The sequence below is a fragment of the Achromobacter sp. MUI-25009338 genome (genome assembly GCF_057359325.1).
The window spans coordinates 4,621,314-4,636,209 of sequence record NZ_CM170627.1 but is presented as its reverse complement, the minus strand read 5'-3'; the positions used below and the strand labels follow the sequence as shown (position 1 = coordinate 4,636,209).

The 14,896-nt window shown below is 70.1% G+C and carries 11 protein-coding genes; 8 read left to right on the top strand and 3 right to left on the bottom strand.

Annotated elements, in window-relative coordinates; genetic code table 11:
- Positions 1-3 precede the first annotated feature (3 nt).
- Positions 4-1,443, top strand: coding sequence for an efflux transporter outer membrane subunit (locus AC1IQ6_RS21890; RefSeq protein WP_485865291.1), 1,440 nt, complete (start codon positions 4-6; stop codon positions 1,441-1,443).
- A gap of 66 nt (positions 1,444-1,509) precedes the next feature.
- A complete protein-coding gene (locus AC1IQ6_RS21885) occupies positions 1,510-2,166 on the top strand; it encodes a helix-turn-helix transcriptional regulator (RefSeq protein ID WP_102774338.1) in 657 nt (218 codons plus the stop codon).
- Positions 2,167-2,170: 4 nt separating this feature from the next.
- Here AC1IQ6_RS21885 and oprZ read toward each other — a convergent pair whose 3' ends face one another.
- Genes oprZ through AC1IQ6_RS21870 form a run of 3 tightly spaced genes read right to left on the bottom strand, consistent with a single transcriptional unit; the run spans position 2,171 to position 7,851 of the window.
- Positions 2,171-3,553 carry a multidrug efflux RND transporter outer membrane subunit OprZ gene (gene oprZ / locus AC1IQ6_RS21880; RefSeq protein ID WP_485865290.1) on the bottom strand — a complete coding sequence of 461 codons (1,383 nt, stop codon included), beginning with the start codon at positions 3,551-3,553 and terminating at the stop codon, positions 2,171-2,173.
- Positions 3,550-6,687: a multidrug efflux RND transporter permease subunit gene (locus tag AC1IQ6_RS21875; RefSeq protein ID WP_209165036.1), complete on the bottom strand. Its 3,138-nt coding sequence runs from the start codon at positions 6,685-6,687 to the stop codon at positions 3,550-3,552. The genes oprZ and AC1IQ6_RS21875 overlap by 4 nt, the downstream gene beginning before the upstream one ends.
- A gap of 6 nt (positions 6,688-6,693) precedes the next feature.
- Positions 6,694-7,851: a MexX/AxyX family multidrug efflux RND transporter periplasmic adaptor subunit gene (locus AC1IQ6_RS21870; RefSeq protein WP_485865289.1), complete on the bottom strand. Its 1,158-nt coding sequence runs from the start codon at positions 7,849-7,851 to the stop codon at positions 6,694-6,696.
- A 219-nt stretch (positions 7,852-8,070) separates the two neighbouring features.
- On the opposite strand from AC1IQ6_RS21870, the gene axyZ reads away from it, so the two are divergent.
- The 6 genes from axyZ (at position 8,071) to AC1IQ6_RS21840 (ending at position 14,888) form a co-directional block, all read left to right on the top strand.
- A complete protein-coding gene (gene axyZ / locus AC1IQ6_RS21865) occupies positions 8,071-8,709 on the top strand; it encodes a multidrug efflux transcriptional repressor AxyZ (protein ID WP_111826545.1) in 639 nt (212 codons plus the stop codon).
- 43 nt (positions 8,710-8,752) lie between these two features.
- Positions 8,753-9,649 (top strand): LysR family transcriptional regulator, encoded by an 897-nt coding sequence (locus AC1IQ6_RS21860; protein WP_209165034.1) that lies wholly within the window; start codon positions 8,753-8,755, stop codon positions 9,647-9,649.
- Between the two features lie 112 nt (positions 9,650-9,761).
- The gene (locus tag AC1IQ6_RS21855) at positions 9,762-11,264 is read left to right on the top strand and encodes an ABC transporter substrate-binding protein (RefSeq protein ID WP_485865288.1); all 1,503 of its coding nucleotides are present in this window, start codon (positions 9,762-9,764) and stop codon (positions 11,262-11,264) included.
- 18 nt (positions 11,265-11,282) lie between these two features.
- Positions 11,283-13,082: a gamma-glutamyltransferase family protein gene (locus AC1IQ6_RS21850; RefSeq protein ID WP_485865287.1), complete on the top strand. Its 1,800-nt coding sequence runs from the start codon at positions 11,283-11,285 to the stop codon at positions 13,080-13,082.
- Positions 13,083-13,134: 52 nt separating this feature from the next.
- Positions 13,135-14,109: a diacylglycerol/lipid kinase family protein gene (locus AC1IQ6_RS21845; RefSeq protein ID WP_485865286.1), complete on the top strand. Its 975-nt coding sequence runs from the start codon at positions 13,135-13,137 to the stop codon at positions 14,107-14,109.
- Positions 14,106-14,888, top strand: a complete 783-nt coding sequence (locus tag AC1IQ6_RS21840) for a metallophosphoesterase family protein (protein ID WP_485865285.1) — start codon at positions 14,106-14,108, stop codon at positions 14,886-14,888. The genes AC1IQ6_RS21845 and AC1IQ6_RS21840 overlap by 4 nt, the downstream gene beginning before the upstream one ends.
- The last annotated feature ends 8 nt before the right edge of the window (positions 14,889-14,896 follow it).

Here is a 14,896-nt window from a genome sequence, read left to right as displayed (position 1 = left end):
ATCATGAAACACTCGACCCCGGATTTTCCTCTCCGCACACGGCTGCGCCGCGGCGCCGTCGCGCTGCTGGCGGCGCTGGCCGCCGCGGGCTGCGCCGTGGGGCCCGACTACCGGGCGCCCAGGCCCGATCCCGTCACCCTGGCCAGCCCCGAGCAGGCCCTGTTCTCCACCGACCGGGTGCAGCGCGACTGGTGGAAGCAGTTGCAGGACCCGCAGCTGGACCGGCTGATCGCGCTGGCGCTGGAGCGCAACCTGGACATCCGCCAGGCGCAGGCGCGGCTGGCCGAATCGCGCGCGGTGCTGGACGAGCGCGAACTGGACCGGCTGCCCGCCGTGACTCTGGGCGGGGGCTACGAACGCAGTCTGTCGCAGGCCAACCCCGGGCCTGCCGGACGGCGCAATCTGGCCGAAAGCTACCGGGTCGGCTTCGACGCCACCTGGGAGCTGGACCTTTTCGGACGCCTGCGCCGGGCGGCCGAGGGCGCGGCGGCGCGCAGCGAGCAGCAGGCCGCCGACCTGGCCCAGACCCGCATCGTCGTGGCCGCCGAGGTGGCGCGCAATTACTTCGAGCTGCGCGGCGCGGAACAGCGGCTGGCGGTGGCGCGCGCCAATCTGGCGAGCCAGCGCGACAGCCTGCGCGTGATCCAGGCGATGGTGACGGCCGGGCGCGGCGACGAGGGCGACCTGGCCAGCGCGCGGGCCGAACTGGAAACCGTGCAGGCCAGCGTGCCGGTGCAGATCGCGGCGCGCCGGCTGGCGTTGTACCGGATCGCGGTGCTGGCGGCGCTGCGCCCGGTGGAGCTGGGCGAGCTGGAGGCGGGCAAGCCCCTGGCTCCGCTCAACGTGCGCCTGCCGATCGGCGACGTGAGCGCCTTGCTGTCGCGCCGTCCCGACGTGCTGGCGGCCGAGCGCGGCATGGCGGCCGCCAACGCGGACGTGGGCGTGGCCACCGCGGAGCTGTATCCGCGCATCGACCTGGGCGGCTTCCTCGGCTTCGTCGCTCTGCGCGGGGCGGACTTCGGCTCGTCGTCCAGCCGCGCGTTCAGCGTGGCCGCCGGCGCCGACTGGCCCGCGTTCCACCTGCCCACGGCGCTGGCGCGCAAGCGCGGCGCGGTGGCGCGGGCCGACGGCGCCACCGCCGGCTACGAGCAGACCGTGCTGCGCGCGGTCGAGGAACTGGAATCGGCGCTGACCGAATACGGCCAGACCCAGCAGCGCCTGGGCAGCCTGGTGCAGGCGGCCGCGCACAGCGGCCGGGCGGCGGAGCTGGCGCAACTGCGCTACCGCGAAGGCAGTGCGCCGTATTTGACGGTGCTGGACGCGCAGCGTACGCTTTTGCGCGCCCAGGACGCCGTGGCCGTGGCCGAAACCGAGTCCTATACCCGGCTGATCGCGCTGTACAAGGCGCTAGGCGGCGGATGGGAGGCGCCGGACGCCGGCTGACCGGCGGCCGCGGTTCGTGGCACCATAGCCGAACATCCCAGGCAAACATCCGGAGAATCCACATTCATGTCTGACAGCCCGTCCCGCCCCGTCGTCTGGGAGCACCAACCCGCGGACCGCGTGCTCATGACCTTGAAGACGCGCGGCCCGCAATCCGTGACCGTCATCGCCAAGGCCCTGGACGTGACGGCCGAGGCGGTGCGCCAGCAGATGGCGCGCCTGCACGCGGAAGGACTGGTGGATTGCGAAAGCCATAGCGCCGGCCGCGGACGGCCCACGCAGATCTGGTTCCTGACCGATGCCGGGCACGGCCGCTTTCCGGACACGCACGCCGAAATGACGGTGCAGATGATCGGTGCCATCCGCCAGGTGTTCGGCGAAGAGGGCGTCGAAAAGCTGATCGCGGCGCGCGAAGCGGCCATGCTCAACGGCTATCGCCAGGCCATGCAGGGCGCGCGCAGTCTGAAGGAGCGCCTGGAGCGGCTGGTGGAAGTCCGCTGCGCCGAAGGCTATATGGCCGAGCTGCGCAAGGACGGTCCGGACTTCCTCTTCATCGAGAACCATTGCCCGATCTGTTCCGCGGCGAAAACCTGCATGGGCTTTTGCCGCAGCGAACTGGAACTCTTCCACAAGGTGCTCGGAGACGAGTTCCGGGTCAGGCGCGAGGAGCACATCCTCACGGGCGCGCGCCGCTGCGCCTACCGCATCGACAAGGCCGGATAAGCCCTCATGAGCCGGGCGGCTCCCAGCCGCCCAGCGCCTTGTAGAGCGCTACCGCATTGACCAGCCGGCGCTGCTGCAGCCGGATGAATTCCTGCTCGGACTCGAACAGGCTGCGCTGCGCCTCCAGCATTTCCAGATAACTGGCCACGCCGCGCTCGTAGCGCCTTTCGGTCAGGCGCTGGCGGTCGCGGTCGGCGTCGCGGACCTTGCGCTGCGCATCGATCTGGGCGCGCAGCGTGTCGCGCGCGGAAAGCGCGTCGGCCACTTCGCGAAAGGCCTGCTGGATGCTGCCTTCGTACTGCGCCACCGCGATGTCCTTGCGCGCCTCGGCCAGCGACAGGTTGGCGCTGTTGCGTCCGGCGTTGAAAATGGGCAGCGTCAGCCTGGGCGCGAAGGTCCAGGCGCCCGTGCCCGCGCCGAACAGGTCCGAGAAGCTGCCGGCCGTGGTGCCGATGTCGGTCGTCAGCTGCACGGACGGAAAGAACGCCGCGCGCGCCGCGCCGATGTCCGCATTGGCGGCCCGCAGCATGTCCTCGGCCTGGCGCAGGTCCGGGCGCCGGACCAACAGGGCCGAGGGCAGGCCGGCGGCCAGCGGCGTCAGGCTCTGGCTTTCCAGCGTGACGGCGTCGGTGTCCGGCGGCAGGGTGAAGTCGCCCGCCAGCAGGCCCAGGGTGTGCACGGCCTGGCGGTATTCCCGGCTCAGCTCGGCATGCGTGGCGCGCGAGGATTCCACCAGCATCTGCGCGGTGCGCAGGCCCACCGCGGTTTCCAGCCCGGCGTCGTAGCGGCGCTGGGTGAGCCTGAGCGTCGCCTCGCGCAGCGCCAGCGTGCTGTCGGTCAGGCGCAGCTGCTCGGCCAGCGAACGCTGGTTGAAGTAGGCCGTGGCCGTTTCCGACACCAGCGACAGCGTGGCGGCGCGGTGCGCTTCCTCGCTGGCCAGGTAGCGCGACAGCGCGGCGTCGCTCAGGCTTTTCACGCGGCCGAAGAAATCCAGCTCGAACGCGGCGATGCCGACGGCGGCGCGATAGCGGTCCGCCACCGGCATGCGCGGCTGGCCCGGTTCGACGGCGCGTCCGCGGCTGAACTCGGCCGCGCCGTCGATGGCGGGCAGGCGGTCGGCCTGCTGCACGCCGTACAGCGCGCGGGCTTCCTGGATGCGCAGCGCCGCCACCCGCAGGTTGCGGTTGTTGCGCAAAGCGGCGTCGATCCAGGCCTGCAGCGCCGGGTCGTTGAAATAGGCGCGCCAGTCCTGCGGCATGGCGGCCTGTCCGTCGGCGGCGGGCGCGCCGTAGGCGTCGGGGACCGGCGCGGCCGGACGTTCATACACAGGGGCCAGCGAGCAGCCGGCCAGGGCCAGCGCAAGCAGGGGTGTTGCCATAGCCTTCATGGCGAGGTCTCCAGCGGTTCGCGGCCTTGCGGACGCGCGGGGCGCACGCGCATGCCGAGCGCGCGGCCCACGATGAGAAAGAAAAGCGGCACCAGGAAGATGGCCAGCACCGTGGCGGTGACGATGCCGCCCAGCACGCCCGTGCCGATGGCGGCCTGGGCGCCCGACGCCGCGCCGGTGGCCAGCGCCAGCGGCAGCACGCCCACGCCGAAGGCCAGCGAGGTCATCACGATGGGCCGCAGGCGCAGCCGCGCCGCCTCCAGGGTAGCGGACACGATGCCCTGGCCGTCGCGCACCAGGTCCTTGGCCACTTCGACGATCAGGATCGCGTTCTTGGCCGACAGCCCGATCGTGGCGATGAGGCCGACCTTGAAGTAGATGTCGTTGGGCATGCCGCGCAGCGTCACGCCCAGCAGCGCGCCGATCACGCCCAGCGGCACCACCAGGATCACCGCCAGCGGGATGGACCAGCTTTCGTACAGCGCGGCCAGCGCCAGGAACACGACCAGCACCGACAGCGCGAACAGCATGGGCGCCTGGTTGCCGGACAGCCTTTCTTCATACGACTGTCCCGACCAGTCGAAGCCGATGCCGCGCGGCAGCTCGGCCGCCAGCGCCTCCATGGCGCGCATGGCCTCGCCGCTGCTGTGCCCGGGCGCGGCAGCGCCGTTGATGGTGAAGGAAGGAAAGCCGTTGTAGCGCTCTAGCTGCGGCGGTCCCATCGACCATTTCAGCGTGGCGAAGGCCGACAGGGGCACCATCTGGCCCTGCACGTTGCGCACGTGCAGGCGCGACACGTCGTCCATGTCGACGCGGCTCCGGCCGTCGGCCTGCACGGTCACGCGCCGCACCTGGCCGTTGAGCATGAAGTCGCCGATGTAGTCCGACCCGTACATCACCGCCAGCGCGGTGTTGATCTCGTCCATCGGCACGCCCATGGCCTGGGCCTTGTCGCGGTCGATGCGCAGCTCCAGCTGCGGCGCCTCTTCCTGGCCGGCGAAGACGACCTCCGCGAGCGCGGGATGCTCGGACGCGGCCGCCAGCAACTGCCGGCGGGCCCGGGTCAGCGCCTCGTAGCCCAGGCCGCCGCGGTCCTGCAGGCGGAAGTCGAATCCCGACGTGGAGCCCAGGTCCGGCAGCGGCGGGGCGTTCAGCGCGTGCACCATGACGTTCTTGCGGTCGGCGAAGGCGTCGTTGATGCGGTCCACCACGGCGTTCACGTGCAGGTCGGCGGCGCCGCGCTCCTTCCAGTCCTTCAGCGTGACGAAGAACATGGCCGAGTTGGGCCCGCTGCCGTAGTTGCTGAAGCCGTTGACCGAATACACGTACTCGACGGGTTCGTTCTCCATCATGTAGCGCTCGACCTCTTTCACCATCGCCATGGTTTCGGCCTGCGGCGACCCCTGGGGCAGGATGACCATGGCCATGAAGCTGCCCTGGTCCTCGTCCGGCAGGAAGGAGGAGGGCAGCCGCGCGAACAGCAGCGCCGCCGCGGCGATCACCGCCAGGTAGGCCAGGCCGAAGCGCACGGGGCGCGCCAGCACGCCGGACACCTTTGCCGTGTAGCGCGCGGTCAGGCGCGCGAAGGCCCGGTTGAACCAGCCGAAGAAGCCGCGCTTGTCGTGATGGCCGGCGGCGATGGGCTTGAGCAGGCTGGCGCACAGCGCCGGCGTCAGCGACAGGGCCAGGAACGCCGAGAAGGCGATCGAAACGGCCAGCGTCACGGCGAACTGGCGGTAGATATTGCCCACCGCGCCGTCGAAGAACGCCATGGGCACGAACACCGACACCAGTACCACCGTGATGCCCACGATGGCGCCGCTGATCTGGCCCATGGCCTTCACCGTGGCCGCGCGCGGCGGCAGTCCCTCTTCGGCCATGATGCGCTCGACGTTTTCCACCACCACGATGGCGTCGTCCACCAGGATGCCGATGGCCAGCACCATGCCGAACATCGTCAGCACGTTGATGGAATAGCCCAGCCCCAGCATCACGCCCAGGGTGCCCAGCAGGGCCACCGGCACGACCAGCGTCGGGATCAGCGTGGCGCGCAGGTTCTGCATGAACAGGTACATCACGCAGAACACCAGCGCCACGGCTTCCAGCAGGGTCATCAGCACCTTGCTGATGGAGATCTCGACGAAGGTGGAGGTCTCGTAGGGAATGTCCCAGGTCACGCCCGGCGGGAAGTACTGGGCCAGCTCCTCCATGGTCGCGCGGATGCGCCGGGTGGTGTCCACGGCGTTCGAGCCCGGGGCCAGCTTGATGCCCAGGCCGGTGCCCGTCATGCCGTTCACGCGCGACAGGTACATATAGTCGGTGCCGCCCAGCTCCACCCGGGCCACGTCCTTCAGGCGCAGGGTGGCGCCGTCCGGCTGCGCGCGCAGCGGAATGTTGCCGAACTGCTCGGGCGTGCGCAGGGATTCGCCGGCGACGATGCTGGCGTTCAGCGGCGCGTCCTTGGGCACGGCCTGGTTGCCCAGCTCGCCGATGGTGACGCGCGCGTTGTGGCTGCGCAGGGCCGAGACGATGTCGCCCGGCGTCAGGGACATGGCCGTCAGCTTGGCCGGGTCCGGCCAGATGCGCATGGCGGCCTCCGCGCCGAAGGCCTGCACCTTGCCCACGCCTTCCACGCGGCGCAGCGCCTGCAGCACGTTGGAGGCGGCCAGCTCGCCAAGCTGCATGTCGTCCAGGCTGCCGTCCGACTTCAGCGACACCACCAGCTGGATGTTGTCGGCCGCCTTCTCCACGCGCACGCCGTCGCGGCGCACGGATTCGGGCAGGCGCGGCTCCACCGCCTTCAGGCGGTTCTGCACTTCCACGGCCGCCAGGTCCGGATTGGTGCCCTGCTTGAAGGTCAGGTTGATGCTGGCCCAGCCCGTCGAGTCGCTGCTGGACGAGGTGTACATCAGCCCCGGGGCGCCGTTCATCTCGCGTTCGATGATGGCGGTGACGGCCTCTTCGACCACCTTGGCCGAGGCGCCGGGATAGCTTGCGCCGACGTTGACCACCGGCGGTGCGATGTCGGGATATTGCGCCACGGGCAGCGCGCGGATCGACAGGATGCCGACCAGCACGATGAGCAGCGAGATCACCCAGGCGAAGACGGGGCGATCGATGAAAAAACGCGCCATTGCGGTTTATCCTTGGTGGCCGGATGCGGGCGCGGCTGCCCGTTCCACCGGCTTGATTTTCTGTCCCGCCGCCAGCTGCGCGGCGTTCTCGACGACGATGCGCTCGCCGCCCGCCAGTCCCTGCGTGACGACCCAGTTCGGGCCTTGCAGCCGTTGCGCGGTGACGGCGATTTTCTGCAGTTCCCCGTCCGGCCCGGCGGCCAGCACGTGCGCGCCGTCGGCGCTGCGCAGCAGGGCGTTGCGCGGCACCAGGTAGGTGTCGCGGTTGATCGCCTGTTCCAGCCGCACCCGCACGTACATGCCGGGCAGCAGTTCGCGGTTCGGGTTTTCGAACAAGGCCCGCATCGTGACGTTGTCCGTGCCCGGGTCCACCGCCAGGTCGGCGAAGGACAGCGCGCCGCCGCGGCCGTACTCGGTGCCGTCGGGCAGCAGCAGCCGCACCCGCACCTGTTCCGGCGCCACGCCCTCCAGCGCGCCCGCGCGGATCTGCTTCTGCAGCTGCATCACCTCGGCGGCCGGCTGCGCGAAGTTCACGTAGATGGGGTCGATCTGCTGCACCACCGTCAGCGGCGTGGCCTGGCCTTCGCCCACCAGCGCGCCCTCGGTCACCAGCGCGCGCCGCGCGCGGCCGTCGATGGGCGAAGTGACGCGCGCATAGTCCAGCTTGAGCCTGGCGCTTTGCAGGTTGGCGCGGGCCAGGGCGACTTCGGCGCGGGCCTGCCGTTCCTGCGCCACGCTTTCGGCGTGGTCGCGTTCGCTGATGGCGCGGTCCGACACCAGGTCGGCGTAGCGCCGCAGCTTGTCGGCGGCGGCGGACAGGTTGGCCTGGGCGCGCGCCAGGTTCGCGGCTTCGGAGTCGTAGGCGGCCTGCAGCGGCTCGGGATCGATCTGGAACAGCGCGGCGCCGCGCGCCACGTCCTGGCCTTCCTCGTACAGGCGGGCGGTCACGATGCCGGCCACGCGCGCGCGCACTTCCGCTTCGCGGTAGGGCTCCAGGCGGCCCGGCAGTTCGGTGGCGACGCTGGTGGGCGTGGCCCGGGCGACGATGACGCCGATCTCGGCCGGGGCGTCGGCGGCTTGCGGGGTTTCGGGCTTCGAGCACCCGGTAATAAGAATTAATACGGAAGATAGGGCGAGCGTGCGTAGGGAGACTTTTTGCTTCATTTTTGAAATTGTCTTGATGGGCCCGCGGCGGGGCTTACGTGGGGAAAGGCGCCAACTTTCCCGGGTGGGGAAGCGAGTCTATCATTTAATCCGTCACGCTTGATTAATTATTTTGTTCGGAAGTATGCTCTTCGCTTCACACATGTTCACAGTGTCCAAAAAGGCGGCTTCGAGGCCGCCTTTTTTTTGCACCCCGTTTTTTGAGAAGGAGGTCCCCGCATGGCCCGCAAGACGAAAGAAGAGTCCCAACGCACCCGCGACCGCATCCTGGATGCGGCCGAGCACGTGTTCCTGTCCAAAGGGGTGGCCGCCACCACCATGAGCGACATTGCCGACCACGCGGGCGTGTCCCGGGGCGCCGTCTACGGCCACTACAAGAACAAGATCGACGTCTGTATCGCCATGTGCGACCGCGCGCTCGGCGAGGCGGCGCCGCTCACCCAGGTGTCGACCGAGGGCGAGGCCCTGGAATCGCTTTACGCCTCCATGCGGCAGTACATCCAGATCTACGCGCAGGAAGGATCGGTGCAGCGCGTGCTGGAAATCCTGTACCTGAAATGCGAGCGCAGCGACGAGAACGCGCCGCTGCTGCGCCGCCGCGACCTGTGGGAGCGCCATGCGCTGCGCACCTCGGAGAAACTGCTGCGCGCCGCCGTCAGGCGCGAGGACCTGCCGCGCGCGTTGGATGTGCGCCTGTCCAATCTGTACCTGCACGCCCTGGTCGACGGGGTGTTCGACAGCATCTGTTGGTCCGATCGCCTCAAGGGCGATATGTGGCCGCGCGTCGAGCGCATGCTCCGCGCCGCCATCGACACCCTCCGGTTCTCCGCGCACCTGCTGACGCCCAAAACCGCGTGATTCCACGGGTCGCCCGGGCGCTGCGCGCCTCTACAATCCGGGCATGACCCTCAAGCAACTCGAAGCCTTCTACTGGGCCGCCACCTGCGCAAGTTTCGCCGTGGCGGCCGAGCGCCTGCATCTGTCGGTGTCGTCGCTGTCCAAGCGCATCGCCGAACTCGAACAGGCGCTGGGCCAGCCGCTGTTCGACCGCAGCGGCCACAAGGCGGTGCTGACCGACGCCGGCCAGCGCCTGTTGCCGCAGGCCGGCGAACTGCTGGCCGCGGCCGAGCGGGTGCGCGCCTCGCTGGCGCAAAGCCCGGGCCTGCGCGGACGCTGCCGCTTCGGCGTGGGCGAACTGAGCGCGCTGACCTGGCTGCCGCGCCTGATCCGGGGCGTGCGCAGCGCCTACCCGGAGCTGGTGCTCGAACCCTATGTGGACATCGGCCAGGTGCTGGAGCAGCGCGTGGCCGACGGCGAACTGGATTTCGCCGTGATCGCCGGCCGTTCGTCGCGGCCCGGCATCGCCTCCGCGCCCATCGGCCAGGCCGAATTCTGCTGGACCGCGGCGCCGGCCGCGCTCGACGGCGCCACGCGCATGTCGCCCGAACTGCTGGCGCGCCTGCCGCTGGTCACGCTGCCGGCCGGGGCCGGCACCACGCGCATCATCGACGACTGGCTCGCCGGCCGCGACGCCGGCGGCGAACGCCTGTGCTGCAACAACTGGGGGGCGGTGGTCGGCCTGCTGATCGAAGGCACCGGCGTGGGGCTGCTGCCCAGCCATTGGGCCCGCAAGCTGCAGGACGAAGGCAGCCTGCGCGTGCTGGACTGCGAGCCGGCGCTGGCGGCCTTGCCCTACGCGTTTCAATACCGGCGCGACGACGCGCGTCCGCTGGTGGCCAGCCTGCGCGAGCAGGTCCAGGCCTGCGTGGACTTCGCCGCGCCCTGCCGGATTCCCTGAAGCGTCCGCATGGCGGCCGCCGCCGGCGCCCCGGGCGTGAGGGGCGTCCGCCGCTCTATACAATCCCCGCGCGCCTGGCGCAGAATCGAACCCTATATAGACGGAGACAAGCATGCGTAAACTTTGCCTCGCCATGGCCATGGCCGGAATGCTGGCCAGCGGATGGGCCCAGGCCCAGTCCACCCTGCGTATCGGCCTGCAGGACGACCCGGACGTGCTCGATCCGGTGCGCGCCCGCACCTTCGTCGGCCGCATCGTGTTCGCCTCGCTGTGCGACAAGCTGGTGGACATCACGCCGGACCTGAAGATCGTGCCGCAGCTCGCGCAGTCCTGGACGGTGGCCGACGACGGCAAGACCCTGACCTTCAAGCTGCGCACGGACGCCGTGTTCCATGACGGCACGCCGATAGACGCCGCCGCGGTCAAGGCCAACCTGGACCGCGCCCGCACCCAGCCCGACAGCAACCGCAAGAGCGAGCTGGCCACGGTCGCCAGCGTCGAGGCGCCGGACGCCGGGACCGTGGTGCTCAAGCTGTCCGAGCCCGACGCGTCGCTGTTGTCGCAGCTGTCGGACCGCGCCGGCATGATGATGTCGCCGGCCAGCTTCGACAAGGACCCGGGCGGCAAGCCGGTGTGCTCCGGTCCGTACCAGTTCAAGGAGCGCGTGCAGAACGACCGCATCGTGCTGGAGAAATTTCCCAAGCACTGGGACGCGGCCAACTATCACTTCGACCGTCTGGTCTACACGCCGATTCCCGACACCACGGTGCGCCTGAACAACCTGCGCGCCGGCGACCTGGACATCATCGAGCGCGTCGCGCCCAGCGACGCCAAGGCGGTGAAGGACGACAAGAACCTGCGGCTCGCGCCGGTCACCGGCCTGGGCTTCCAGGCGATCTCGGTCAACCTGGGCAACGGCGCGCGCGCCGACAACCCGCTGGCCAAGGACAAGCGCGTGCGCCAGGCGCTGGACCTCGCGATCGACCGCGACGTGCTCAACCAGGTGGTCGGCGAAGGCATGTTCCAGCCCGCCTACCAGCCGTTCCCGCCCGCCAGCTTCGCCTACGACAGGGCCTTCGAGCACAAGGGCCGCGACCCGCAGAAGGCCCAGGCGCTGCTCAAGCAGGCCGGCTACGACCGCGTCAAGTTCGAGATCACCTACGGCAACAACACCACCATGCAGCAGGTGTTCGAGCTGGTGCAGGCCATGGGCGCCGAAGCGGGTTTCGATATCACGCTGCGCCCGGTGGAATTCGCGTCGCTGCAGTCTTCGCTGGCGCGCGGCGACTTCGAAGTGGGCCAGAGCGGCTGGTCCGGCCGGGTCGATCCCAGCGGCAACATCCATCAGTACGTGAGCTGCAAGGGCAACCTGAACGACGGCAAGTTCTGCGATCCCGCCGTGGACAAGCTGCTCAACGACGCCCGCGCCGAATCCGACGAGGCCAAGCGCCGCGCCCTGTATGACCAGGTGCTGGCCGCCATGCAGGACCAGCGTCCCATCGTCTACCTCTTCTACCTGCCGTGGACCTTCGGCGTGCAGAAGAAGCTCGATGGCTTCGTGCCGTATCCCGATGGCCTGATCCGCCTGAAGGGCGTGAGCCTCGCCAAAAAGTAAATCAGCCCAGGTGCCCCCATGTTCACCACGCGTCCGGAAATCCTCGGCACCTTCGGTGTCGTCACGTCTACGCACTGGCTGGCCAGCGCGGCCGGCATGTCGCTGCTGGAACGCGGCGGCAATGCGTTCGACGCCTGCGTCGCCTCGGCCTTCGTGCTGCAGGTGGTCGAGCCCCACCTGGTGGGGCCGGCCGGCGAAGTGCCCGCCGTGTTCTATTCGGCCCGCACCGGCCGCGTCGAGGTGCTGTGCGGGCAGGGCGCCACGCCGGCGGCGGCCACGCTGGAGCGCTACCGCGCCGAAGGCCTGGCGCTGATTCCCGGCAACGGCCTGCTGGCCACGGTCATTCCGGGCGCGTTCGACGCCTGGATGCAGCTGCTGCGGGACCACGGCACCATGCGCGTGCGCGACGTGCTGGAACCGGCCATTTATTACGCCGAGCACGGCCACGCGCTGATGCCGCGCATCGCCAACACCATCGCCGGGCTCAAGGACTTTTTCGAGACCCACTGGCCGACCACGGCCCAGGTCTACGTGCCGGGCGGCCAGGTGCCGCAGGCCCGCAAGCTGTTCCGCAACCCGGCGCTGGCCCGCACCTGGACCCGGGTGCTGCAGCAGGCCGAAAGCGCGGGCGGAGACCGCGACCGGCAGATCGAGGCGGCGCGCGACGCGTTCTACCGCGGCTTCGTGGCCGAGGCGATCGACCGCTACGCGCGCGGCAACGAGGTCATGGACGAGAGCGGCGTGCCGCATCGCGGCGTCATCACGGCCGACGACCTGGCGGGCTGGTCGGCCGGCTACGACACGCCGGTCACCTACGATTACCACGGCTATACCGTGGCCAAGGCCGGCGCCTGGAGCCAGGGACCGGTGTTCCTGCAGACCCTGGCGCTGCTCAAGCACATGGATCTGGGCGCCGCCGGGCCGAACAGCGCCGAGTTCGTGCACCGGCTGACCGAGGCCATGAAGCTGGCCTTCGCCGACCGCGAGGCGTATTACGGCGATCCGGCATTCGTCGACGTGCCGCTGGCGCATCTGCTGTCGGACGCCTACAACGACGAACGCCGCGCGCTGATCGGCGCCGCGGCCTCGCACGAACTGCTGCCCGGCATCGTGCCGGGCTACGAGGCGCAGGTGGCGCGCGTCATGGAGACGCTCGCGCGCCTGTCGCCGGTCACGGCGCCCGGCAGCGCCACCAACGAGCCCACGCTGGCCGACATGCGCGCCTCGGCCAGGCGCGGCGACACCACGCACGTGGACGTGATCGACCGCTGGGGCAACATGATCTCGGCCACGCCGTCGGGCGGCTGGTTTCAGTCCTCGCCGGTCATTCCCGAACTGGGCTTCGGCCTGAACACGCGCGCCCAGATGTTCTGGCTGGAAGAGGGGCTGCCGGGCACGCTGGCCCCGGGCAAGCGGCCGCGCACCACGCTCACGCCCTCGCTGGCGCTGCGCGAAGGCAAGCCTTACCTGGCCTTCGGCACGCCCGGCGGCGACCAGCAGGAGCAATGGCAGCTGCTGTTCTTCCTGCGCCACGTCCACCACGGGCTGAACCTGCAGGAAGCGATCGACCTGCCCATGTCGCACACCATGCATTTCCCCACTTCCTTCTATCCGCGCGACCGCAAGCCGGGGCACCTGGCGCTGGAGGCCGGTTTCGGCGCCGAGGTGATCGAGGCGCTGCGCCAGCGCGGCCACCGGATCGAAGAGGTGCCGCAATGGTCGGTGGGGCGCCTGACGGCCGCCTCGCGCGACGCCGACGGCCTGCTGCACGCGGCCGCCACGCCGCGCCTCATGCAGGCCTACGCGATCGGCCGCTGATCGGCCAGGGGCTTTGTTGCGGCGCGTCGCCGGCATGGGGTATGTTTTACCCATGACGCCATCCCAGCAGAGCCCCGCGGCGGGGGCCCGGTCCCTGACGGGACAAGAGCCGCTCTTCATCGTCCTCAATACCGGATCGGGGCGCGGCGACGCGCAAGCGCTGCAGGACACCATCCGCGGCATGCTCGATGCGGCCGGACGGCGCTACGAACTGATGCCCGTGCAGGACCCGTCCCGTTTGACCGAACAGGCCCGCGAGGCGCTGCGGCGCGCCCAGCAGGAGCAGGGCGTGGTGATCGCCGCCGGCGGCGACGGCACGCTCAGCGCCGTGGCCGGCGCCGTGCTGGGCCAGGGCGTGCCCTTCGGCATCCTGCCCCAGGGCACCTTCAATTACTTCGGCCGCAGCTACGGCATTTCCCAGGATACGGAAACGGCGCTGCGCGGGTTCCTGCAAGGCCGGATCCAGCCGGTGCAGGTCGGCCTGCTCAACGGCCGGCTGTTCCTGGTCAACGCCAGCCTGGGCCTGTATCCGCAACTGCTCGAAGACCGCGAAGCCTACAAGCAGAAGTACGGCCGCAGCCGGCTGGTGGCCCTGTGGTCCGGCATGGTCACGCTGCTGCGCGCGCCGCGCCAGCTGAGCCTGACGCTGGACTACGAGGGCAAGGCGCGCAGCCTGCGCTCTCCCACCCTGGTGGTCGGCAACAATCCGCTGCAGCTCGAACACATCGGGATTCCGGCCGAGGAACTCGAACGCGGACGCCTGATCGCCATGGCGGCGCGGCCGGTCGGCACCCTGGCGCTGTACGGCCTGCTGCTGCGCGGCCTGGCCAGCCGGCTGGGCGACGCCGAGCACGTCGTCAACTTCGCCTTCGACCGGCTGTCGGTGGGCGTGCGCGGACGGCGGCGGGTCAAGGTGGCGATGGACGGCGAGATCTCCTGGATGGACACGCCGCTGGAATTCAAGGTGGCCCCCGAGCGGTTGCCGCTGGTGGTGCCCACGGACCCGCAATACCTGGACCGTTCATGACGCGCATCCTGCATCTTTCCGATACGCACTTCGGCACTGAACGCAAGCCGGTCGTCGAGGCCGTGCTGGACCTGGCCCGCAGCCTTGCGCCCGACCTGGTGGTGCTGAGCGGCGACATCACGCAGCGCGCGCGGCGCGGCCAGTTCGCCGCCGCCCGCAAGTTCATCGAGCGCCTGTCGCTGCCGGTGCTGGCCGTGCCGGGCAACCATGACATCCCGCTTTTCAACGTGTTGGCGCGCGCGCTCAACCCCTACGGCAACTACAAGCGCGCCCTGGGCGCGGTGCTCGAACCGGTCTTCGAAAGCGACGGCCTGCTGGCCATCGGCCTGAACACGACGCGCCCGCGCCGCCACAAGGACGGCGAAATCTCCGGCGGCCAGATCGCCCGCGTGGCCCAGCGCCTGCGCCAGGCCCGGCCGGGCCAGCTGCGGGTGGTGGTGGCGCACCATCCGGTGCGCGCCAAGGTCGAGTCCGACCTGTCCAACCTGCTGATCGGGCGCGAGCGCGCGCTGCAGGCCTGGGGCGAGGCCGGGGTGGACCTGGTGCTGGGCGGCCACATCCATCTGCCTTATGTGCTGCCGCTGCGCCCCGAGGCCGGGGGCGGGGGCTGGATCGTGCAGGCCGGCACCGCCTGCTCGCACCGCGTGCGCGGCAGCATTCCCAATTCCGTGAACGTGATCGAGCGCGACGCCGACGGCGGCTGCCGGGTCGAGCGTTGGGACTACGCCGCCGGGACCCATGCTTTCGCACCGGTCGACAAGACGCTGGTCGCGCTGTAGCGTGGCCG

Coding starts and splice junctions, on each gene's coding strand:
- AC1IQ6_RS21875 (WP_209165036.1), bottom strand. CDS start 6,687: ATGGCGCGTTTTTTCATCGATCGCCCCGTCTTCGCCTGGGTGATCTCG.
- oprZ (WP_485865290.1), bottom strand. CDS start 3,553: ATGAAGGCTATGGCAACACCCCTGCTTGCGCTGGCCCTGGCCGGCTGC.
- AC1IQ6_RS21845 (WP_485865286.1), top strand. CDS start 13,135: ATGACGCCATCCCAGCAGAGCCCCGCGGCGGGGGCCCGGTCCCTGACG.
- AC1IQ6_RS21885 (WP_102774338.1), top strand. CDS start 1,510: ATGTCTGACAGCCCGTCCCGCCCCGTCGTCTGGGAGCACCAACCCGCG.
- AC1IQ6_RS21850 (WP_485865287.1), top strand. CDS start 11,283: ATGTTCACCACGCGTCCGGAAATCCTCGGCACCTTCGGTGTCGTCACG.
- AC1IQ6_RS21870 (WP_485865289.1), bottom strand. CDS start 7,851: ATGAAGCAAAAAGTCTCCCTACGCACGCTCGCCCTATCTTCCGTATTA.
- AC1IQ6_RS21890 (WP_485865291.1), top strand. CDS start 4: ATGAAACACTCGACCCCGGATTTTCCTCTCCGCACACGGCTGCGCCGC.
- AC1IQ6_RS21855 (WP_485865288.1), top strand. CDS start 9,762: ATGCGTAAACTTTGCCTCGCCATGGCCATGGCCGGAATGCTGGCCAGC.
- AC1IQ6_RS21860 (WP_209165034.1), top strand. CDS start 8,753: ATGACCCTCAAGCAACTCGAAGCCTTCTACTGGGCCGCCACCTGCGCA.
- axyZ (WP_111826545.1), top strand. CDS start 8,071: ATGGCCCGCAAGACGAAAGAAGAGTCCCAACGCACCCGCGACCGCATC.
- AC1IQ6_RS21840 (WP_485865285.1), top strand. CDS start 14,106: ATGACGCGCATCCTGCATCTTTCCGATACGCACTTCGGCACTGAACGC.